This is a genomic window from Methylobacterium sp. Leaf87, from assembly GCF_001422775.1.
Taxonomy (GTDB): Bacteria; Pseudomonadota; Alphaproteobacteria; order Rhizobiales; family Beijerinckiaceae; genus Methylobacterium.
Genome location: NZ_LMMI01000060.1, coordinates 79,468 through 100,277, shown reverse-complemented (window position 1 = coordinate 100,277; position 20,810 = coordinate 79,468). Strand labels below are relative to the sequence as shown.

Genomic DNA, 20,810 nt, shown 5'->3' with positions numbered 1-20,810 from the left:
TAGGAGGATCGAGGGCCTGCGTCCAGGGATGAGAGCGAGCATCCGGACGTGTCACGCAGGTCCGGCTGAGCCTCTTACGCGTCCGTCCGGATCAGCGCGGCGAGATCGTCGGAACAGATGCCACCGCGCGCGATCCCGTGGACCGGAACGGCGACGTGCCGGCGGATGGCCGACGCCACCGTCTCCAGACCCGTCGGGGCGTCCGGACTCTCGCACACGACGACCCCGCGCAAGGCCACCCCATGGCCGCGCAGGGTCTCGGCGGCCGTCAGCGCATGACTGATGGCGCCGAGATAGGAGCCGGAGACGAGGAGGGCGGGCACGGACAGGGCCTTGAGCCAGTCGAGGCCGGTGTGGTCGTCCGTCACCGGACTCATGAGGCCGCCGACGCCCTCGATCAGCAGTGTCGTGCCCGGCGGCGCCGCGCTCATCTCGGTCCGGCACCAGGCGACGAGATCGGCCAGGGCCAGGGTCCGGCCTTCGCGCGCGGCGGCGAGATCGGGGGCGAGGGGCGCGGTGAAGCGCCAGGGCGAGCAGGCGGCGACGCTGCCGGGCGTGAGGCCGAGCCCCTGCGCCTCCAGGAGGATCGCCGTGTCGCTTTGCCGAAACGCCGGATCATCGACGGGCGGCACCCCGCTCGCCACGGGCTTGAGGGTGCGGATTCCGTGCCCCTGCGCCCGCAGGCACCGGGTCAGGGCCGCGGTGACGTAGGTCTTGCCGATCTCGGTCCCGGCGCCGGCGACGAAGACGGCGCGGCCGCTCACTTCTCCACGAACGCCTTCTCGATGACGTAGTGGCCGGCCTCGCCGTGATTTCCCTCCTCGTAGCCCCCATCGGTGAGGAGCTGGCGGGTGTCGCGGATCATGTCGGGCGAGCCGCAGAGCATGAAGCGGTCGTTCTCCACCGACATCGGCGGCAGGCCGATATCCTCGAACAGCTTGCCGGAGGTCATCAGGTCGGTGATGCGGCCGCGGTTGCGGAAAGGCTCGCGCGTCACCGTCGGATAGTAGATCAGACCGGCGCTGATCACCTCGCCGAGGAACTCGTGGTTCGGCAGATCCTGCGTGATGGTCTCGCCGTAGGCGAGTTCCTGGACCTGCCGACAGCCGTGAACGAGGACGACCTTCTCGAAGCGCTCGTAGGTCTCCGGGTCCTTGATGATCGACATGAACGGGGCGAGCCCGGTGCCGGTGCCGAGCAGGTAGAGATTCTTGCCCGGCATCAGGTTGTCGAGCACCAGGGTGCCGGTGGGCTTCTTGCCGACGATGATCGGGTCGCCGACCTTGAGGTGCTGCAGCTTCGAGGTGAGCGGGCCGTTCGGCACCTTGATGGAGAAGAACTCCAGCTCCTCCTCGTAATTGGCCGACACGACGCTGTAGGCGCGCAGCAGCGGACGGCCCTCGACCTCGAGGCCCATCATCACGAACTCGCCGTTGCGGAAGCGGAAGGCGGGATCACGGGTGGTGCGGAAGGAGAACAGGGTGTCCGTCCAGTGGTGGACGGAGAGCACGCGCTCCTCGTTGAACTTACTCATCGCCGGGTCCGTCTCGAATCTCGAAGCTTTGCGGGGTCTTCTCGCACCTGCGGCGCCCGCGTCAAGACGGTCCGGGCGCGCAGGTGCCCCGCACCACCCGAGTGCGGACAGTTTGGCTGCAACCGTTTGGAATCGCTCTGAATTAATCCAAAGGCTCCGGATGCGCCCGGGTGCCGGGTCAGAGCGGCTTCAGCCCCGCCTCGATCTCGGCGCGGCGCCCTTCGAGGAAGGGCGGCAGTGCCAGATGCTGCCCCAGGGTCTCCAGGGGCTCGTCGGCGGTGAAGCCGGGGCCGTCCGTGGCGATCTCGAACAGGATGCCGTTGGGCTCGCGGAAATACAGGCTCTGGAAATAGAACCGGTCGATGGGGCCGCTCGTCGGCATGCGCTTCACCTTCAGGCGGTCGGCCCAGGCTGCGTAATCCGCATCCGGGATTCGGAAGGCGACGTGGTGGACGCTGCCCGCCCCCTGGCGCGCGGGCGGCAGGTCCGGCTGCGACAGGAGATGGAGTTCGGCGGCCGGTCCCCCCTCCCCCATGCGCCAGACACGGACGGCGCCCTCCGGCAGTTCGTAGGTGCGGTCGTGACTCATCCCCAGAACGTCGGCCAGCACCGCTTCCGTGCGCTCGCCCTGTGCCACGGTGAGGCGGATCGGGCCGAGGCCGCGGATCTGGTGCTCGGCCGGCACGGGGCTGTGCTCCCAGGGGTGGGCCGGGCCCTCGCCGCCATCGTCGACGAGCAGGAAGCGCTGCCCCTCCGCGTCCTCGAAATCGAGGCTAAGGCGCCCGTCGCGCTCCACCGGCACCGCATGGGCGACGCCCTGCCGGGCGAGGTGCGCACGCCACCATTCGACCGATGCCGTCCCTGCCACGCGCAGGCCCGTGCGGGTGATGCTGTTGGTGCCGCGCCGCTCGGGCGCCGCCGGCCAATCGAAGAAGGTCAGGTCCGTGCCGGGCGACGCGAGGCCGTCGGCGTAGAACAGGTGGTAGGCCGAGACGTCGTCCTGGTTCACCGTCTTCTTCACCAGCCGCAGGCCCAGCGTCCGGGTGTAGAACGCCGCGTTGTCGGCGGCCCGCGCGGTGACGGCGGTGAGGTGGTGGATTCCGGTGAGTTGCATCGGGCGGGTCCGGCCTGTGGCGCGAGGAGAGTTGGGGATCAGATGGGGCCGGCCGCCGCGAATGACAAAGCCGCGGGGTGGCCTGGACGGCGATCCCCTTATCTCGGCTGGTGGGCGATCCCATCCCCTGGAATCCGCGCCACGCCTGTGCTGGCGGCGGATCCCGCGGGATCCGGCGCGAACCCACGGAACGGCACGACTTCGCACAGGCAGAACCCGCACAGGCACAGCATCTCACATCTACGACCCCGCACAGGCGCGACCACCGGCTCGCTCCCATATCGCCGGGAAGCCTGCTGTTCCACGGGAGGCTGGCGGCGGCGCCCGGCAAGACCCGTTCAGGGGGCGCGCCGAAGCGGATTCCCTGGCCGTGATTCCGTGGTGTAGCGCCCTCAGAACGCCCCGACGAGGAGACCCAGGCCAGCGGCGGCAAGGCCTGCCCCGGCAACCCGAAGCGCCGGGCGAGTCTTATGGTGCGTGACCGTAAAGCCGAGGCCGAGCCCGGCGGCATGGAGAAGCGCGGTGGCGATGAGGAAGCCGAGGCCGTAGGCCAGCCCCGAGGCGGCGCCGGGCATCTCGGCCCCGTGCGCGAAACCGTGAAACACCGCGAACGCCCCAACCAGCGCCATGGCGCCAGCGACGGGCGGCACGGCGCCCAGGGCCAGGACCGCCCCAAGGACGACGACCGAGAGGGCGATGCCGGTCTCCACGTAGGGAAGGCTCAGGCCGGCGGCACCGGCCGCGCCGCCGACCGCCATCATGGCGAGGAACGCCGCCGGCACGAGGAGGCATGCCCGCCCGCCGATCCGCGCCGCGATGAGCCCTACGGCCACCATGGCGAGGACATGGTCGAGGCCGCCGAGGGGATGGAGGAAGCCCTGCTGCAGGGTCGTCGCCTCGTGCCCCGGATGAGCCAGGGCGGGTGTGGCGATCACCAGGGCCAGGGGTAGGATCGCCGCGCGGGCGAAGAGCGTCGGCAGGGCAAAGAGCATCGCGGATCCGGGGAGCAGTGGCAGGCGAGCGCAGTGTAGCAACCGCCATGCCTCCGGCGCCATCCTAGAAGTCTGTAGGCCGGCCGGCGGCCACGACCAGCATCTTTCCGTCGGCGAAGGTGCGTGCGCCGGCGCGGCGGATGTCCGCCTGGGTCACGTTGGCGACGAGGTCGTTGCGGCGGGCGATATAGTCCATGCCCAAGCCCTCGAAGGCGATCTGGGCGAGCTGGTGGGCGATCTTCGTCGAGGTGTCGAAGCCCAGCGCGTATGAGCCGGTGAGGTAATCCTTGGCCTTCTGCAATTCCTCGTCGGACGGCCCCTCGGCGATGAGCCGGCCGATCTCGTCGCCGATCACCGACAGGGCCTCGGCCACGCGCTCGTTCTTGGTGGCGGTGTAGCCCCAGGTCATGGCGGAAGCGCGGTGGCTGACGAGGGAGGTGCCCACCGAATAGGCGAGGCCGCGCTTCTCGCGCACTTCCTGGAACAGGCGGGAGGTGAAGGAGCCGCCGCCGAGGATATGGTTCAGCACGTAGGCCGGGATGAAGTCGGGGTCGCGCCACGGTACGCCGCCCATGCCGAAGCGCAGGACCGATTGCGGCACGTCGATATCGACGACGTGGCGCTGGCCGAGGTTCTGCACCTCGGTCTGCGGCACCGCCGTGAGGGGCTCGGCGAGATCGAGACGGCCGAAGGCACGCTCCAGGGCATCGGCGAGGCGCGCGGCGTCGATGGCGCCCACTGCCGCGACCTTCACGGCGCCGCGGCCGACGAGCTTGCGGTGCATGGCCACGAGGTCGTCGCGGGTAATGGCGGCGATGCTCTCGGCCGTGCCGGAGGACGGCCGGGCGTAGGGATGGCCGCGATAAGCCTCGGCGAAGAAGCGGCGCGAGGCCATCACGCCGGGGTCGTTCTGCTGGTAGCGCAGGCCGGCGAGGGTCTGGGCCCGCACGCGCTCGATGGCGTCGGGGTCGAGGCGGGGCTTCGCCAGCGCCAGGGCCAGGAGGTCGATGGCCTCGTCGGCGTGCTTGACCAGCATCTTGAGGGAGCCGCCCAGCGCATCGGCCCCAGCATGGAACGACAGCTCGATGGCACGCGCCGCGAGGCGCTCCTGGAACGCATCGGAGACGAGGTCCCCGGCGCCCTCGTCGAGGAGGCGGGCCAGCATCTGGGCGACGCCGGCCTTGCCCTCCGGGTCCTGGGCCGCGCCGCCCTCGAAGGTGAAGGCGATGGCGATGAGCGGCACCACCTGGGATTCGACGTGCCAGGCCTCGATGCCGGCGGCGGTGGCGACGGGCACGGCCTGCGTCGGCGAGTTGGCCGAGCGGATGGCGGTGTCGACCAGTTGGGGAGCCATGGTCATGGAAACCTCGTTGTGCTGGGTCGGGCCCGGCGCGCGCGTCGCGCCACGGCCCTGAAATCCGGGCGGGACGCCTTGTTCAGGCGTCGGCGTCGCGGGACTCGGTATCGCGGGACTTGGTGAGATAGCCGGTGACGGAACGCTGCGGGACGAGGTAGCGCTCGGCCACCGCCGCGAGGCGGGCCTGGGTCACGCCCTCGATGTCGGACGGCCAGCGGCGCACCTCCTCGATGGTCTCGCCGATGGCGAGCGCCGAGCCGTAGATGCGAGCGAGCGACGACTGGCTGTCCGACGAATAGACCGTCTCGGCCACGAGGCGGGTCTTGGCCCGCTCGATGGCCTCGGGGGTGAGGGCCTCGGACGGCGCGCGCCGCAGGACGCGGTCGACCTCCTCCTCGAGCTTCTCCAGGCTGATCCCCTCGGCGGGGATGGCGTAGACGGAGAAGCGGGTGTCGTCGATGGCCGAGCCCATGTACCAGGCGCCGGCATTCACGGCGACGCCGAGCTCCATGACGAGCTTGCGGTAGAGGTAGGACGTCGAGCCGCCGCCCATCACCTCGGCGAGCAGTTCGAGGGCGTGGCACTCGCCGTCCTTCGCGGTGATGCAGGAAGGCGTGAGGTAGAGCCGCTGCAGGGTCGGCTGCTCGACCTTCGGATCGGCGACGGCGAGACGGCGGAGCGCCTTCGGCTCGGGCTCCCGGGCCCGCACCCGCACGGGCCGGGCACCCTGGGGCGTGACGCGGCCATAGGTCTTGTCGGCCATGCGGCGGACGTCGTCGGGCGTCACGTCGCCGGCCACCACCAGGATGGCGTTCTCGGGGGTGTAGAAGCGCTTGTAATAGTCGAGGGCGTGGGTGCGGTTCAGGTCCTCGATCTCGTGCATCCAGCCGATGATCGGCGTGCCGTAGGGGTGGTGCACGAACAGGGAGGCGGCCATGGCCTCGGAGAGCTGGGCGGAGGGGTCGGTCTCGACCCGCATGCGGCGCTCCTCCAACACCACGTCGCGCTCCGGCGCGACTACGGCGTCGTCGAGGACGAGGCCGGTCATCCGGTCGGCCTCGAACGCCATCATGGTCTCGAGATGATCGCGGGCCACGCGCTGGAAATAGGCGGTGTAGTCGTAGCTGGTGAAGGCGTTCTCTTGGCCGCCGAGGCCGGACACGGCCTTCGAGAAGGCGCCGACGGGGTGCTGCTCGGTGCCCTTGAACATCAGATGCTCGAGGAAGTGGGCGATGCCGGACTGGCCCAACGGATCATCGGCCGAGCCGTTGCGGTACCACACCATGTGGGTGACCACGGGGGCGCGGTGATCGGGCACCACGACCACGTCGAGGCCGTTGTCGAGGGTGAAGGCGCCGACATCGGGACCGCCGGCCTCCGAGCGCCCGAACGGGGCGGCTTCGGCCCGGCCCGCGCTGGCATGGCGGCGGGTGGGGCCGAGGAGGGGCACGTCCTTGCGGAACAGATGCATCGAAGAGCTTTCCTTCAGCGTTCGGTCCGCACGGAACCGTCCGTCTCGTTGCGCGTCACACGGGGCTCAGGCATCCGCCGCAACGGCGGGGCCAGTCCCATGGGCCGGCCAGTGGCCGGCGCGAAATTCAGTTCCGGCTACGGATATAGGCACCCGGATCGGCTTCCTCACGCTCGCGCGAGGGATTGTTGACGGGGTCGCCGTTGGTCTTGGCGACCTTGCGGGGCGGCTTGCGGTAGCCGGTCGGCGGATCGGTCAGCACGTCGCGGTCCGGCTCCGCCAGGGACGGCTCGGCCACCGCGTCGGACCGCAGGCCGAAAGGGTTCGACCAGAACGAGTTGCGGTCGGCGGTCTCGCCCTCGGGCCGGCCCGTCTCCGTCCGCACCTGCGCGTCGGCGCGGCGTCCACCGCGCATCTCGTCGATGGACAGGGTCATGTTGTTGTCGTCCGTGCGCCCCTGCGCACCGCGCACGATGGGCTTGCGCGCCTCGACGCGCTCACGCTCGCGCTGGGCGATCTCTGGGTCCTTGGGCCATTGCGGCGAGGCTTCCGCCTTGCGCGGCTGCGGCAGGGCCTTGCCGTCGAGCTTCGGCGGCATCACCAGGGGTGCGCGCTCGCGATAGGTGATGGCCGGCTTCTCGGGCTCGATCAGGCCGATGTTGCTGAGCGCATCCCGCATGAACACGCCCTGCTGCGCCTGCGCGCCGCCGACGCTCGCGCTGAAGCCTACCAGGATGCCCGTCACGGAGTAGAGGAACCCGCGCTGTCCGATCATGCCGCCCCCGATGCCTGCCCGGTCTTCGCGCCCCGTGTCCGGGCTCGAATGGTCGCGTTCAAGGAGCGATCCTGATCCGGCCTCGAACGCCTGATCCCGGTTTCGGGCGATCGTATGGCGCCTTGACCGCAGGGCGCCAGTCTCGGGCCCTCGACCATCCCCCAACGATCCCCGATGTGGTTTACACATCACACGGTCGGAGATGTTGCCGGGTGGTGGAACGTCGGCCTTAAGGATGCGGCGTGGTGGTCCCGTTGGGGGGCGTGGTCTCGTTGGGGATCGTGGTCTTGTCGGAGGCTTTGGTGTTGCTGGGGGCCTCGCCGCGCAGGTCCGGCAGCAGGCTATCGAGGACGAGGCCGACGACGCCCGCGACGATGGCCGCGTCGGCCACGTTGAAGACATACCAGGACCAGGTGCGCCAGTGCAGGTGCACGAAGTCGAACACCGCCCCGTACATGGCACGGTCGATGGCGTTGCCGATGGCGCCCCCGGCGACGAGGCCGAGGGACAGGGCCAGCAGCCGGGTCTGGGTCCGGGACATCCACACCGCGAGACCCGCAGCCGCCACGACCGAGACGGCGACGAGGAGCCAGCGCCCGATTCCGCCGTCCTGCTGGAACAGCCCGTAGGACACGCCCCGGTTCCACACCACGAGGAACTCGGCGAACGGCGCCACCTGCCAGGGCTGCGTCAGCACCAGATCGGTGCCGAGATAGAGCCAGAGCTTCGATGCCTGATCGAGGCCCAGGGTGACGAGGAGCCCGAGGAGGCCGAGGCGGAACGGGGTCATGGTCGGCTCCGCCGCGGCGTTCGCCCCCGTTGTGGGGACGTGAGGGTCGATGATCGTCGTGGCCTCACGCGGCGGTGCCGTGGGCGGCATCCCATTCGCGCAGGGCCTGGGCGTCGCGGGGCGTCACGTCGGGATAGGCCGCATCGGTGCCGACATCCGGGGCGACCCGCCAGGAGCGGGCGCATTTGCGTCCCTCCGCCGGGGCCGGGACCACCGCGACGCCGCGCACGTCGTCGAGGCGGAAGGCGTCGGACGAGCCCTCGCCCGACGCGATGCGGATGTCGGAGGTGATGCACACCTGCGCAAAATCGACCCCGTCGAGGGCAGCCAGCAGGTCCGCGTCGGCCACGTACACCGTCGGCGCGGCTTCCAGGCTCGCACCGATGCGCTTGGCGGCGCGCTCGATCTCCAGGGCGCCGGTGACGACCCGGCGCACGCGGCGCACCTTGTGCCAGCGCGCGGCCAGGGCTTCGTCGCGCCACGCGGACGGCGTCTCCGGCAGGGTCTGAAGATGCACGGAGCCGGTCTCCGAGGGATACCGGTCGAGCCACGCCTCCTCCGCCGTGAAGGCGAGGACGGGGCTGAGCCAGATGGTGCAGCGCCGGAGCGTCTCGTCGATGACCTGCAGGGCGGCGCGCCGGACGGGCGACGAGATCGGGTCGCAGTAGAGCGCGTCCTTCCGCACGTCGAAGTAGAACGCCGAGAGGTCGCCGGTCATGAAGCCGTTGAGCAGGGCCACGACGCGCTTGAGGTCGAAGCTCGCGTAGGCCTCGCGGATCTCGCCGTCGAGTTCCGACAGGCGGTGCCGGATCAGACGCTCGAGTTCGGGCAGCTCGGCGTGCGGGATCTCGGGGCCGGGCTCGAAATGCGCGAGGGAGCCGAGCATCCAGCGAAGCGAGTTGCGCAGCTTGCGATAGGTCTCGGCGAAGGTCTTGATGATCTCGGGGCCGATGCGGAGATCGTCCGTATAGTCGGACGCCGCCACCCACAGGCGCAGGATGTCGGCGCCGGAATCCTTGATGATGTTCTGGGGCGCGACGACGTTGCCCTTCGACTTCGACATTTTCAACCCCTTGGGGTCGAGGACGAACCCGTGGGTGAGAACGATGTCGTAGGGCGCACGGCCGCGCGTGCCCGAGGATTCGAGCAGGGAGGACTGGAACCAGCCGCGATGCTGGTCGGAGCCTTCGAGATACATCACCGTGTCGGCGCCGCCGTCGCGCTTGCGCACCACGCCGGCCAAGCCCGGAAACTGTTCGGGATCGTCGAGCACGAAGGCGTGGGTCGAGCCGGAATCGAACCACACGTCGAGAACGTCCGTGACTTTTTCGTAGTTCGCCGGATCGTGGTCGGGCGCGAGGAAGCGGGCGCCGTCCGCATCGGTGAACCAGGCATCCGCGCCTTCCGCCTCGAAGGCCGCGACGATGCGGGCGTTCACGCGCTCGTCGCGCAGGACCTCATGGGTGCCCTTCTTCACGAACACCGTGATGGGCACGCCCCAGGCGCGCTGGCGCGACACCACCCAATCGGGGCGGTTGCCGACCATGCCGTTGATGCGGTTCTTTCCTTGTGGCGGCACCCACTGGGTGTCGTCGATGGCCTGGAGGGCCGTCTCGCGCAGGGTGCGGTTGCCCAGCGACTCCACCGGCCGGTCCATGGCGATGAACCATTGCGGCGTGTTGCGGAAGATGACCGGCTTCTTCGAGCGCCAGGAATGCGGATAGCTGTGCTTGAGGGTGCCGCGCGCCACCAGGGTGCCGGCCTCCGTCAGAGCCGCGATGACCGCCTTGTTGGCGTCGCCCTTCTCGCCCTTGTGGTTAAGAACGAGTTTTCCCGTGAAACCGGGCGCGTCCCCGGTGAGGGACCCGTCGGCATCCACGGTGTAGGGGATGCGGGTGTCGATGCCGCGCTCGGCGAGCGCCCGGCCATTGGCCATCCAGACCTCGAAGTCCTCGCGGCCATGGCCCGGCGCAGTGTGGACGAAGCCGGTGCCGGCCTCGTCGGTGACATGATCGCCGTCGAGGAGCGGGACGGCGAACTCGTAGCCGGGGATATGGCCGGCGAGGGGATGCGCCAGGGTGAGGCCGGCAAGCTCCGCCGGCGTCACGTCGCGGAGGCGTTCGAAGCTCTCGACGCGCGCGGCGGCGAACACCGAACCCGCGAGGGTGTCGGCCAGGAGATAGGTATCGCCGACCTTGGCCCAGTTCTCGGCCGCCGCCGCGGTGACGCGGTAGAGGCCGTAGGCGACGCGCTTCGAGTAGGCCACGGCGCGGTTGCCCGGCATGGTCCAGGGCGTGGTGGTCCAGATCACCACGCGGGCCGAGGCGAGATCCTCCGCCGCCCCGGCGGTGGGCCGGAACGCCGCGAAAATGGTGTCGCTGACCACATCCTCGTACTCGACCTCGGCCTCGGCCAAAGCCGTCTTCTCGACCACGGACCACATCACCGGCTTCGAGCCGCGATAGAGCTGGCCGGTGGTGGCGAAGGTCATCAGTTCGCGGGCGATGGTGGCTTCGGCCGGGAACGTCATGGTGGCGTAGGGATGGTCCCAGTCGCCGGTGACGCCGAGGCGCTTGAACTCGGCGCGCTGGGTGTCGAGCCATTGGCCGGCAAACGCCCGGCATTCCTGGCGGAACTCGAGGACGGGCACGTCGTCCTTGTTCCGGCCCTTGGCGCGGTAGGCTTCCTCGATCTTCCACTCGATGGGCAGGCCGTGGCAGTCCCAGCCCGGCACATAGTTGGCGTCGAAGCCGAGCGCGCCCTGCGCCCGGACGATGCAATCCTTGAGGATCTTGTTGAGGGCCGTGCCGATGTGGATGTTGCCGTTGGCGTAGGGGGGGCCATCGTGCAGCACGAATTTCGGCCGGCCGGCGGCCTGGGCCCGGATCTGCCCGTAGAGGTCCGTCGCCGCCCAGCGCTCCAGCAATACGGGCTCGCGCACGGGCAGGCCGGCCCGCATGGGAAAGTCGGTCTGCGGCAGGAACAGGGTCTTGGAATAGTCGCGGACGGGGGCGCCGGCGGACTCTGTGGGATCGCTCATGGGTCTCTGTCGGTCTGGGCGCTTCAAGCGGGGGCGGTCCGTGGGGACCGGTGGCGGAAGGGGCGATCGATAGCCCTCCCGGCCTCCGCCGAGGCGCGCGCCGCGGCGGCCCTCAGACGGAGGCCGGGCCTGTAATTCGCAGGCGGCCGGGGACTCGCACGGAGTCCGGGCCGCGCGGATCGGCCTCAGCGCACATGCGCCGGCTTCTAGCAGCGCCGGGTGCGCGAGACCAGCGAGCTTTCGCGGGGGATCGTGCCGGGGACCTTTTCCAAGCTCGGCCGTTGACAACACCCGCCGAAAGGCGATCGCATCAACGGAGAGACCCGCCATGAGACAAGCCCTGCTCGCCGCCACCCTCGTCCTGTCCGCCTTTGCCGTCTCCGGCGCCGCCGAGGCCCAGGGACTTCCGGGCGGCGTCCGCCGCGGTGCGGCCGAGGGCGACCGGGTCGCCGGACCCGTGGGCGGCATCGTAGGCGGTGCGGTCGGCGGCGCCGTCGGCACCGTGAACGGGGCACTCGGCATCGATCCTGGCCGGCGCGCCTACCGCACGCGGCTGAAGTCGCGCCGGCACCACCGCCATCACCGCTGAGGCTGCGTCCTGCGGCGGTCCTGCATGAGCAGATAGAGCCCGGAGCCCACGACGATGGACGCACCAACGAGCGTCCATCGGTTCGGCACGTCGCCGAAGACGAGGTAGCCGAGGATCACCGACCACAGGAGCTGGGTGTAGATGAAGGGCGCCAGCACGTTGGCCGGTGCCCGCGCATGGGCCAGCACGAGGAGCCAGTGCCCCAGGGTGCCGAACAGGCCGACCCCGACGAGGAGCGCCCAGGCGAGCCACGTCGCCGGTGCGGTCCAGATCCACGGCAGCAGGGGCGTCATCAGGGCGAGGCCGGCGAGCCCCGAATACACCATGGTGGTCGCCGTCGAATCGTGGGCGGCGAGCTTGCGGGTGGTGAGGATGTAGAGGGCGTAGCACAGCATGTTGCCGAGGCTCAGCAGCACCGCCGGCTGCACCGGCCCGACACCCGGCCGAACGATGACGAGTACGCCGAGAAAGCCGATGCCGATGGCGACGAGGCGCCGGGGCGAGGTCCATTCCCCCAGCACCGGCCCGGCGAGCAGGGCCACGGTCAGGGGCGCGGCGAACTGGATCGACAGGGTCTCGGCGAGTTGCAGATGGCGCAGGGCCAGAAAATTCAGGGCGGTGGAGCCGAACAACAGCAGCGAGCGCAGGATCTGCAGCCGGAGCCGGCTGGTGCGCATCACCCCCGGCGAGGTCACGGGGTTGATGACGAGGGAGATCGCCACGACGCTGACGGCGTAGCGCATGAAGGTGGTGAGCAGGGGATCGACGCCGAGGCGGGCGAGGCTTTTCGCCGATGCGTCGAGGCAGGCGAAGAACGCCAGGGTCCCGCACATCAGCGCGATGCCGACGCGCCGGCGCGCCGCTTCCTGATCCGTCACCCGCGTCTGCCCCGTCCCTGCCTGCGCCCTCCCGTACGCCACCCATCGGCTCGGGATAGGGGCCTTCGGGCACGGCTGGCATGCCATGCCCGAGGACACGATCAGGTCACGACGCTGGGGGCGTCCCGGCCGGTGAGCCGGGCGATGTCCGCGATGGCCTCGGCAGCGGCCACCGCCGAGGCCAGCACCTCGGCAACGGGGCGGTCGAGACGGTCGGGGACTGCCTCGAATCGCTCGACATAGACCCGAAGGGTCGCCCCCGCAGTGCCGGTGCCCGACAGGCGGTAGACCACGCGCGCGTCCTCGGCGAAACCGATGCGCACGCCCTGCTGGGCCGTTACCGAGCCGTCGACGGGATCGACGTAGCGGAAGTCGTCCGCCGTCGCGACGGTCAGGTCACCGAACGTTTGCCCCGGCAGGGTACTGAGCTTGCCCCGCAAACCCTCCATCAGGGTCTTGGCGGCCTCTGCGTCGATCTCCTCATAATCGTGTCGGGTGTAGTAGTCCCGCCCGAAGCGGGCCCAGTGCGCGTGCACGAGTTCGTGGGCCGGCCGGCCCGTGGCGGCGAGTACGTTGAGCCACAGGAGCACCGCCCAGAGCCCGTCCTTCTCCCGCACGTGGTCGGAGCCGGTGCCGGCGCTTTCCTCGCCGCATAGGGTGATGCGGCCGGCATCCAGCAGGGTGCCAAAGAACTTCCAGCCGGTCGGCGTCTCGTAGGCGGGGATGCCGAGCGACGCTGCCACCCGGTCCACGGCCCGGCTCGTCGGCATGGAGCGGGCGACGCCGGCAAGGCCCGATGCGTAGCCCGGCGCTCGGTGGGCGTGGGCGGCCAGGATCGCGAGGCTGTCGCTCGGGGTCACGAACAGGCCCTGCGCCACGATCATGTTGCGGTCGCCGTCGCCGTCCGAGGCCGCGCCGAAATCCGGCGCATCGGGGCCGAGCATGAGGTCGTAGAGGTCGTGGCAATGCACCGGGTTCGGATCGGGATGATGCCCGCCGAAATCCGGCTGCGGCGTGCCGTTGACCACGGTGCCGGGCGCCGCGCCGAGTTCGCCTTCGAGGATGGCGTGGGCGTAGGGACCCGTCACCGCGCTCATGGCGTCGAAGCGCATGCGGAAGCCGCCGGCGAACAGGGCGCGGATTGCATCGAAATCAACCAGCGTCCGCATGAGCTCGGCGTAGTCGGCCACGGGATCGAGGATGGACACGACCATGTCGCCGATGCGGGCCTCGCCGACGGCGTCGAGGTCGAGGTCCGGCACCTCGACGATGCGGTACGTGTCGATCGTGAGGGTCCGGGCGAAGATCGCCGCCGTGACGTCCTCCGGCGCCGGCCCGCCGTTGGTAGTGTTGAACTTGATGCCGAAATCGCCGTCCGGCCCGCCGGGATTGTGGCTCGCCGACAGGACGAGGCCGCCGATGGCGCCGTATTTCCGGATGACGCAGGAGGCGGCGGGCGTCGAGAGCAGGCCGCCCTGCCCCACGAGCACCCGGCTAAAGCCGTTGGCCGCCGCCATCTTCAGGGCGGTCTGCACCACCTCGCGATTGAAGAAGCGGCCGTCGCCGCCGATCACCAGGGTGGCACCGGCTCGCTCGGGGATGGCGTCGAAGATCGCCTGGACGAAGTTCTCGACGTAGCGGGGCTGACGGAACACCACGACCTTCTTGCGCAGGCCGGAGGTGCCCGGCTTCTGGTCGAGGAACGGGGTCGTCGCCACGGTGTTCGGCGTCATCGTGCTCATCTCTCTGCGCCGGCCGCGGGGCCGGATCGGACAGGAGCTTAAAGCCGAACCGTTCCCGAGTTCAAAGGGCCTGCGGCACCATCGCGCGGGCCCGTCCCCGGCCTGCGGCAAACAGGGGACAACCCGATTCGATCGGGAGCCCGGCGCGGACCGGCGCGTTTCTCCAGCCCAAGGCAAAAAGAACAGGGCGGACGCATCCTCGATGGCTAAGCGCAGGACCAAGACGGCCCCCGCCCACCACGATTCCGACGTCGCCCCCCTCGTCCCCACGGGCGCCCTGGCGGTATCGCTCCTCGACCGCGAGGCCGATGCCCGTCCCCTCGTGCACATCGCCCGGGAACGCCATCGCCTAGGCGCGCTGGCCGACATCCTGCGCGCGCTGGCGCCCGAGCGCAGCGTCGCGATCTACCCCGAATGGGATTGCCTGCCATTCGACCGCGCCTCGCCCTCCCGCGGCACCATGGGGGCCCGCACGGGCGTCCTGCGCTGGCTCACCGACGCGACGAACCTGCCCGACATCGTGCTCACCACCGCGCCGGCGCTGATCCAACGGGTGCCGCCGCCGGAGACCTGGGCCGACGCCCATCTGGAGATCCGCGTCGGCGACCGCCTCGATCCGCAAGCCTTGACGACGGACCTCCAGCGCCTCGGCTACATCCTCGACGACCGGGTCGACGAGCCCGGCGAGGTGGCCGTGCGGGGACGCACCGTCGACGTGTTTCCGGCCGCCGCCGAGCGCCCGTGCCGGATCGAGCACGACGACGCCCGCGTCACCGCCATCCGCTCCTACGATCCCGTGTCGCAACGGTCGCTCGCGGATGCGGCGGTCCTGGTCATCGATCCGGCCACCGAGATCGTCCTGCCCCGCGACACCGGCACGGCCCTGCGCCCGTTCACCGGCCAGGAGCATGGGCTGCCCCGCCTGTACCCGCACCTCGTCACGCCCCTCGATTACGTGCCCGGCGCACGCCTGGTGATCGAGGCCGGAGCACAGGACCGCGCCGCCGCGTTCTTCGAGCAGATCGCGGAAGGGCGCGAGGGTGCGGGCCGTGCGGCCCCCCTGCCCTACGACCTCTATCTCACCCCCGACGAATGGACCGCCCTTCAGAGTGCGCGCCCCGTCGCGACCGCCTCCGCGGCAGATGCCGAGTCCATCGCCCTGCCGACCTTCGTCACGAAGGCGCGGCCCGGCCCGGCCTTCGCAGAGGCGTTGCGCGGCCACGTCGCGGCGGGGGAGCGCGTGCTGCTCACGGGACCGACGGAGGCCCTGCCCCGCCTCGTGCGCGCCGCCGAAAAGGCGCTGTCCCGCAAGGCCCGCAAGGTCGCGGGCTGGGCCGATGTGGACGCTGCGCCGGCCGGCGACCTGCTCGTCCTCGCCGCGCCCATCGAAGCGGGATTCCGCGTACCCGACCAGGGCATCGTGGTGATCGCGGCGGCCGATCTCTTCGGCAGCCGGGCGGCCGCGGCGAGCGGCGGGCAGGCCGCGATCCTCCCCATGGGCGAGGTCGATCTGCGGGTGGGCGACGTCGCCGTCGACCGGGACAATGGCCTGTGCGTGTTCGAGGGTCTGGAATCCGTCGGCACGGGCGAGGGCACGGAGGACGCCCTGCGCCTGCGATTCGCGGGCGACACCGTCCTGATGGTGCCGGTGAGCCAGGCCGACCGCATCTGGCGCTATGGCTCCGAGCCCGACGCCGTGACCCTCGACCGCCTCGACGGCGGCTCGTGGGGACGCCGGCGCCTCGAAACCGAGGCGACCCTCGCCAAGGCCGCGCGCCAGATGCTGAAGGATGCCGAGGCGCGGAGCGCCGTCACGGCTCCGGTGCTGGCCCCACCCGAGCGCGAGATGGAGCGCTTCGCCGCCGGCTTCGGCTTTAATCTCACGGCCGACCAGGCCAGCGCCGTCGAGGGCGCGCTCGCCGACCTCGCCTCGGGCCGCCCCATGGATCGGCTCGTTTGCGGCGATGTCGGTTTCGGCAAGACCGAGGTCGCGTTGCGCGCCGTGGCGGCCGCCCTGTTTGCCGGCAAGCAGGTCGCCGTCGTGGCCCCCACCACCGTGTTGGTGCGCCAGCACGTCCAGACCTTCCAGCGCCGCTTCGCTCGCTTCGGCATCGAGGTCGCCCATCTGTCGCGGCTCGTCTCCCCGGCGGAGGCCAAGCGGGTGAAGGCGGGGCTCGCCTCCGGCGCCATCCGCCTCGTCGTCGGCACGCAGGGTCTGGCCGCCAAGGGCGTCGCCTTCGCCGATCTCGGCCTCATGGTCATCGACGAGGAGCAGCGCTTCGGGGCCAAGCTCAAGCAGAGCCTGCGCCAGGCGGCCGGCGACGGCCACGTGATGACCCTCACGGCGACCCCGATCCCCCGCACCCTGCAATCGGCCCTCGTCGGCCTGCAATCGCTGAGCGTCATCGCGACCCCGCCGAGCGTGCGCCAGCCCATCCGCACCGTGCTCATGCCGTTCGACGACGGCGCCGTGCGGGCCGCGCTGATGCGCGAGCATCGGCGCGGCGGCCAGAGCTTCGTCGTGTGCCCGCGCGTCGAGGACATCGCCCCCATGGCCAGGCGTCTCGCTGCCCTGGTGCCCGAACTCGAGACCCTGGTCGCCCACGGCGACCTCAAGGCCGCCGAGATGGACGACGTCATGGTCCGTTTCGCCGACGGCGAAGGCGACGTGCTGCTCGCCACCAGCATCATCGAGAGCGGCCTCGACGTTCCGCGCGCCAACACGATGCTGGTGTGGGAGGCCGAACGCTTCGGGCTGGCCCAGCTCCATCAGCTCCGCGGCCGGGTCGGGCGCGGGCAGCGGCGCGGGGTGGCCTACCTTCTGAGCCGGCCCGAGAAGCCCCTGACCCCGGCGACGGAGAAGCGCCTGCGCACCCTGGAGGCCCTCGACCGCCTGGGAGCGGGCTTCGCCATCAGCGCCCGAGACCTCGATCTGCGCGGGGCCGGCGACCTCGTCGGCGAGAACCAGGCCGGGCACGTGAAGCTCATCGGACTCGGCCTCTACCAGCATCTGCTCCAGCTCGCCCTGCGGGCCGCCAAAGGCGAAACCGCCGAGGATTGGACGCCCGAGATCCGCCTCGGACTCACCGGCAGCGTGCCGGCCGACTACGTGCCGGAACCCGAGCTGCGCCTAAGCCTCTACACTCGGCTCCTGCGCCTGCGGTCCCTCGAAGAGGTGGAGGCCCTGCGCGGCGAGGTCGAGGACCGGTTCGGCCCCCTGCCCGCGGCGGTGGACGATCTCTTCACCCTCGCCCGGCTGCGGGTCGGCTGCTGCGCCCTCGGGATCGCGCGGCTCAGCGGCGGCCCCCAGGGACTGGCGGCCGACCTCCATGCGGATGCCCCAGCCCTGCTCGTGCCCGTGGCCGATGACTTGATGCGCAAGGATCGCCGGGTTCTGCTGCGTCGCGGGAGCGAATGCGCAGCCGAGCGCGGTCGCCTCGCCATCGGCTTCCTCGAACGCCTTGGAGAGACGCGTCAGCGCGGTTGAATACCCAACGGTTGCGTCAGCCGGGCGATTGCCTGTGATCCCACCGCCACGGTTGTCGAAAGACGATCGGGGAGGTCTTGCATGGCGGCAGGCCGGGGCTTAGCGGTGCTCGATAAGCCGTTGAAAAACAACAGTTTATCATAATTCTAAACAACACGCTGTGCCCTCCCGCGCGCCCTAAGGCGCACGCGATGACGCGTGCCTGCGCGACGGAGAGTTCGCCATGTCCGCCCTCGTGACACCTGCCCTTATAGCCTTTGCCCCTGCGGCCTCCGCCATCGCCCGCCTCGCCCTCGCGGGTGTCTCGCTCCTCGCCCTCGCCGGCGTGGCCGAGGCCCAACAGACCGCCGTCACCCTCGAGACTCTGAGCGTCGAGGGCAGCGGCGCCGGCCCCGGTGGCGGCGGCGCGCCCGGGCGGAGCCAGCCCGAGACCGCGCGGGGCCCCGTGCCCGGCTACGTCGCCAGCCGAAGCGCCACGGCGACGAAGACCGACACGCCCCTCATCCGCACGCCGCAATCCATCAGCGTCATCGGCGCCCAGCAGATAGAGGCGCAGCGCTCGCAGACGATCTCGGAGGCCGTGCGCTACACGCCGGGCATCTACGCCAACCAGTTCGGTCCCGACACCCGCCTCGACTGGTTCCTCATCCGGGGCTTCTCGGCCACGGAGACGGGCCTGTTCCGCGATGGGCTGCAGCTGTTCCAGACGTCGTTCGCGAATTACCGCGTCGATCCGTTCGGCGCCGAGCGCATCGAAGTCCTGCGCGGTCCGGCCGCGACCCTGTTCGGCGGCTCGCCGGTGGGTGGCCTCGTCAACATCGTGTCGAAGCGTCCCACGGCGGAGCCGTTCCGCTACGTCGAACTCGGCGGCGGCTCGTTCAACCAGCGCTACGCCGCCTTCGACGTCGGCGGCCCGGCCGACAGTTCCGGCCACTGGTTCTACCGCCTGACGGGCAAGCTGCAGAACAGCGACGCCCAGGTCCGGTTCGCGCCCGAGGATCGCTACTACATCGCGCCGAGCTTCACTTATAAGCCGGACGGGGCCACCACCTTCACGGTGCTGACGAGCTTCCAGCGCGACGAGACCGGCGGCGCAGGCCAGTTCCTGCCGTATTCCGGCACGGTGCGCCCCAATGCGTCCGGCCTGCGCATCAACCGCAAGCTCAACGCCAGCGATCCCCTGATCGACGGATACACCCGCAACCAGGCCAATCTCGGCTACGAGTTCGAGCACCACGTCGACGACGTGTGGACCGTGCGCCAGAACTTCCGGTTCTCGTTCACGGAGGTGCGCGACCAGCGCTACGTCGGCAACGGCTACGCCGACACCGCCCAGACCGAACTCGCCCGCTACGGCTTCCTCACCACGCCGCGCGCCGGGCTGTTCACCGTCGACAACCAGGCCGAGGCCCGGTTCAACGATGGAACTTTCGGCCACACCGTGCTGATGGGCGTCGACTACAAGCGCTACAGCCTGTCGGACAATCAGGGGACCACCTTCCCGGTCGCCTCCCTGAACATCCTGTCGCCGCGCTACTTCCAGGCCAGCGCGCGGCCCCTGCCCTACCGCGTCATCGACCAGCAACTCCAGCAGGTCGGCCTCTACGCCCAGGATCAAGTGGCGCTCACGGAGCGGCTGACGTTCCTCATCGGCGGCCGCCAGGACTTCGTGACCAGCGATCTCCAGGACAAGCTCGTGCCGGGCAATTCCACGACCCAGAACGAGAGCGCCTTCACCGGGCGCCTGGGACTGATCTACAACTTCGACAACGGGCTGGCGCCCTACGTCACTTACGGCACCTCGTTCAACCCGACGCCGGGCGTCGATGCGGCCAACCGGCCGTTCAAGGCCGACAGGGGCGAGCAGATCGAGGTCGGCGCCAAGTGGCAGCCGGTGGGCTGGAACACCTTCTTCACGGTGGCGGCCTTCGACCTCGTGCGCGCCAACGTGCTGACGCCCGACCCAAACTTCGCCTTCCAGAACGTTCAGCTCGGCAAGGTCCGCTCGCAGGGCTTCGAGGCCTCGGCCACGACCAGCCTCGCCGAGGGCCTCAACCTCATCGCGTCCTATACCGTCTACGGCCTGCGCACGATCGAGGGCACGGGCGAAGGCGTCGGCCGGGTGCCGGTGGGCATCCCCGAGACCTTCGCCTCGCTCTGGGCCGACTACACGATCCCCGTCGGCGACTGGAAGGGCTTCGGATTCGGTGGCGGCGTGAACTACGTCGGCCGCTCCTACGCTGACGTCGCCAACAATCTCACGGTGCCCGAATACGTCACCTTCGACGCGGCCGTTCATTACGAGCGCGACGGCTGGCGCGCGGCGGTCAACATCCAGAACGCGGGCGACAAACGCTTCGTCGCCTCGTGCTCGAACGCGAATTCGTGCTTCTACGGCACCCAGCGCCGGGTCGTCGCCAGCCTCGGCTACCGCTGGTAGAGGGGGCCGCGGGCGAAGGCACGGGCCTTCGCCCCTTCCGCAGTCTTCCTGAGACAGGGCGCCAAACGACGACAGCCGCGAAGGCGGGCGCCGGATTTCCCCGATGGGAACGCCGGAGCCCGCTTTCGCGGCTGTCGCATGAGCCGTTCGGGGCGTGGACCGGGCTCACCCCCGGTCCCGCCGCCCCGCAAAAATCATTCGCAGACGCGGACGCGGCGGATGTGCTCGTCGCCGTAGGCGTCGATGTAGCCACGGCGTTCCGTGTGGCAGACCTCTTCCTCGACATAGACCGGGCGCGGCTCGCGGTAGACCGGGCGGCCGGGGTAGTAGCCGTTGTTCTGCGAGGAGGCGATGGCGCCCCCGATGGCGAGACCGCCGAGCACGCCGAGGGCCGCGGCGCCGCCGGGGCCGATGCCGTCACGGGCCTGCGCCCCGGGCGTCATCGTGACGAGGAGCGTGCCGGCCATGGCCACGCCGAGGAGGGTCCGCTTCATGACGTCGTGTCCTTCGTGATTCTCAAGCATCGGGCGTCAGGGTGAAATCTGGACACCGAACGGTTGATGAATGGTAAGCGCGCGGCGTCCGCCCGGGGGTGATCCCG

The 20,810-nt window shown here is 70.3% G+C and carries 15 protein-coding genes; 3 read left to right on the top strand and 12 right to left on the bottom strand.

All coding sequences use genetic code 11. The features are described 5' to 3' along the window. Positions 1-74: 74 nt before the first annotated feature. The 9 genes from bioD to ileS all read right to left on the bottom strand — a co-directional run bounded on the left by bioD (position 75) and on the right by ileS (position 11,073). Entirely contained in the window at positions 75-764 is a 690-nt protein-coding gene (gene bioD, locus ASF22_RS21335; RefSeq protein WP_056268085.1) for a dethiobiotin synthase, read from the bottom strand. After that, positions 761-1,534: a ferredoxin--NADP reductase gene (locus ASF22_RS21330; protein ID WP_056176712.1), complete on the bottom strand. Its 774-nt coding sequence runs from the start codon at positions 1,532-1,534 to the stop codon at positions 761-763. The genes bioD and ASF22_RS21330 overlap by 4 nt, the downstream gene beginning before the upstream one ends. A gap of 178 nt (positions 1,535-1,712) precedes the next feature. Next, entirely contained in the window at positions 1,713-2,648 is a 936-nt protein-coding gene (locus ASF22_RS21325) for a ring-cleaving dioxygenase (RefSeq protein WP_056176709.1), read from the bottom strand. Between the two features lie 392 nt (positions 2,649-3,040). Further along, positions 3,041-3,640 carry a HupE/UreJ family protein gene (locus ASF22_RS21320; protein WP_056176706.1) on the bottom strand — a complete coding sequence of 200 codons (600 nt, stop codon included), beginning with the start codon at positions 3,638-3,640 and terminating at the stop codon, positions 3,041-3,043. A gap of 64 nt (positions 3,641-3,704) precedes the next feature. Beyond that, entirely contained in the window at positions 3,705-5,000 is a 1,296-nt protein-coding gene (locus ASF22_RS21315) for a pitrilysin family protein (RefSeq protein ID WP_082483910.1), read from the bottom strand. A 76-nt stretch (positions 5,001-5,076) separates the two neighbouring features. After that, positions 5,077-6,468 carry a pitrilysin family protein gene (locus tag ASF22_RS21310; protein WP_056268082.1) on the bottom strand — a complete coding sequence of 464 codons (1,392 nt, stop codon included), beginning with the start codon at positions 6,466-6,468 and terminating at the stop codon, positions 5,077-5,079. Between the two features lie 127 nt (positions 6,469-6,595). Continuing rightward, positions 6,596-7,243 (bottom strand): hypothetical protein, encoded by a 648-nt coding sequence (locus ASF22_RS21305; RefSeq protein WP_056268079.1) that lies wholly within the window; start codon positions 7,241-7,243, stop codon positions 6,596-6,598. 229 nt (positions 7,244-7,472) lie between these two features. Then, entirely contained in the window at positions 7,473-8,033 is a 561-nt protein-coding gene (gene lspA, locus ASF22_RS21300) for a signal peptidase II (protein ID WP_082483930.1), read from the bottom strand. Between the two features lie 64 nt (positions 8,034-8,097). After that, positions 8,098-11,073, bottom strand: a complete 2,976-nt coding sequence (gene ileS / locus ASF22_RS21295; protein ID WP_056268076.1) for an isoleucine--tRNA ligase — start codon at positions 11,071-11,073, stop codon at positions 8,098-8,100. 328 nt (positions 11,074-11,401) lie between these two features. Between ileS and ASF22_RS21290 the strand changes: the two genes are divergently transcribed. Beyond that, complete coding sequence (locus ASF22_RS21290; protein WP_056176693.1) at positions 11,402-11,662, top strand: hypothetical protein; 261 nt, start codon at positions 11,402-11,404, stop codon at positions 11,660-11,662. On the opposite strand, the gene ASF22_RS21285 is transcribed toward ASF22_RS21290, so the two are convergent. After that, positions 11,653-12,540, bottom strand: a complete 888-nt coding sequence (locus ASF22_RS21285; protein ID WP_056268074.1) for a DMT family transporter — start codon at positions 12,538-12,540, stop codon at positions 11,653-11,655. The two genes, ASF22_RS21290 and ASF22_RS21285, sit on opposite strands and share 10 nt — an antisense overlap. A 101-nt stretch (positions 12,541-12,641) precedes the next feature. Beyond that, positions 12,642-14,273, bottom strand: coding sequence for an alpha-D-glucose phosphate-specific phosphoglucomutase (locus ASF22_RS21280; protein ID WP_056268261.1), 1,632 nt, complete (start codon positions 14,271-14,273; stop codon positions 12,642-12,644). Positions 14,274-14,484: 211 nt separating this feature from the next. Here ASF22_RS21280 and ASF22_RS21275 point away from each other — a divergent pair, with 211 nt between their 5' ends. Together ASF22_RS21275 and ASF22_RS21270 are read left to right on the top strand one after the other, a co-directional pair. Beyond that, a complete protein-coding gene (locus ASF22_RS21275) occupies positions 14,485-17,769 on the top strand; it encodes a DEAD/DEAH box helicase (RefSeq protein WP_056268071.1) in 3,285 nt (1,094 codons plus the stop codon). A gap of 223 nt (positions 17,770-17,992) precedes the next feature. After that, the gene (locus ASF22_RS21270; RefSeq protein ID WP_056268069.1) at positions 17,993-20,209 is read left to right on the top strand and encodes a TonB-dependent siderophore receptor; all 2,217 of its coding nucleotides are present in this window, start codon (positions 17,993-17,995) and stop codon (positions 20,207-20,209) included. A gap of 194 nt (positions 20,210-20,403) precedes the next feature. On the opposite strand, the gene ASF22_RS21265 is transcribed toward ASF22_RS21270, so the two are convergent. Further along, on the bottom strand, positions 20,404-20,703 hold the full coding sequence (locus ASF22_RS21265; protein ID WP_056176681.1) for a hypothetical protein: 300 nt from the start codon (positions 20,701-20,703) through the stop codon (positions 20,404-20,406). Between the last annotated feature and the right edge of the window lie 107 nt (positions 20,704-20,810).

Bases quoted from the DNA above. Each gene is read 5' to 3' on its own strand.
- ASF22_RS21270 (WP_056268069.1), top strand. From the start codon at position 17,993: ATGTCCGCCCTCGTGACACCTGCCCTTATAGCCTTTGCCCCTGCGGCC.
- ASF22_RS21275 (WP_056268071.1), top strand. From the start codon at position 14,485: ATGGCTAAGCGCAGGACCAAGACGGCCCCCGCCCACCACGATTCCGAC.
- ASF22_RS21310 (WP_056268082.1), bottom strand. From the start codon at position 6,468: ATGCATCTGTTCCGCAAGGACGTGCCCCTCCTCGGCCCCACCCGCCGC.
- ASF22_RS21320 (WP_056176706.1), bottom strand. From the start codon at position 3,640: ATGCTCTTTGCCCTGCCGACGCTCTTCGCCCGCGCGGCGATCCTACCC.
- ileS (WP_056268076.1), bottom strand. From the start codon at position 11,073: ATGAGCGATCCCACAGAGTCCGCCGGCGCCCCCGTCCGCGACTATTCC.
- ASF22_RS21305 (WP_056268079.1), bottom strand. From the start codon at position 7,243: ATGATCGGACAGCGCGGGTTCCTCTACTCCGTGACGGGCATCCTGGTA.
- lspA (WP_082483930.1), bottom strand. From the start codon at position 8,033: ATGACCCCGTTCCGCCTCGGCCTCCTCGGGCTCCTCGTCACCCTGGGC.
- ASF22_RS21315 (WP_082483910.1), bottom strand. From the start codon at position 5,000: ATGACCATGGCTCCCCAACTGGTCGACACCGCCATCCGCTCGGCCAAC.
- ASF22_RS21290 (WP_056176693.1), top strand. From the start codon at position 11,402: ATGAGACAAGCCCTGCTCGCCGCCACCCTCGTCCTGTCCGCCTTTGCC.
- ASF22_RS21325 (WP_056176709.1), bottom strand. From the start codon at position 2,648: ATGCAACTCACCGGAATCCACCACCTCACCGCCGTCACCGCGCGGGCC.
- ASF22_RS21330 (WP_056176712.1), bottom strand. From the start codon at position 1,534: ATGAGTAAGTTCAACGAGGAGCGCGTGCTCTCCGTCCACCACTGGACG.
- ASF22_RS21265 (WP_056176681.1), bottom strand. From the start codon at position 20,703: ATGAAGCGGACCCTCCTCGGCGTGGCCATGGCCGGCACGCTCCTCGTC.
- ASF22_RS21280 (WP_056268261.1), bottom strand. From the start codon at position 14,273: ATGACGCCGAACACCGTGGCGACGACCCCGTTCCTCGACCAGAAGCCG.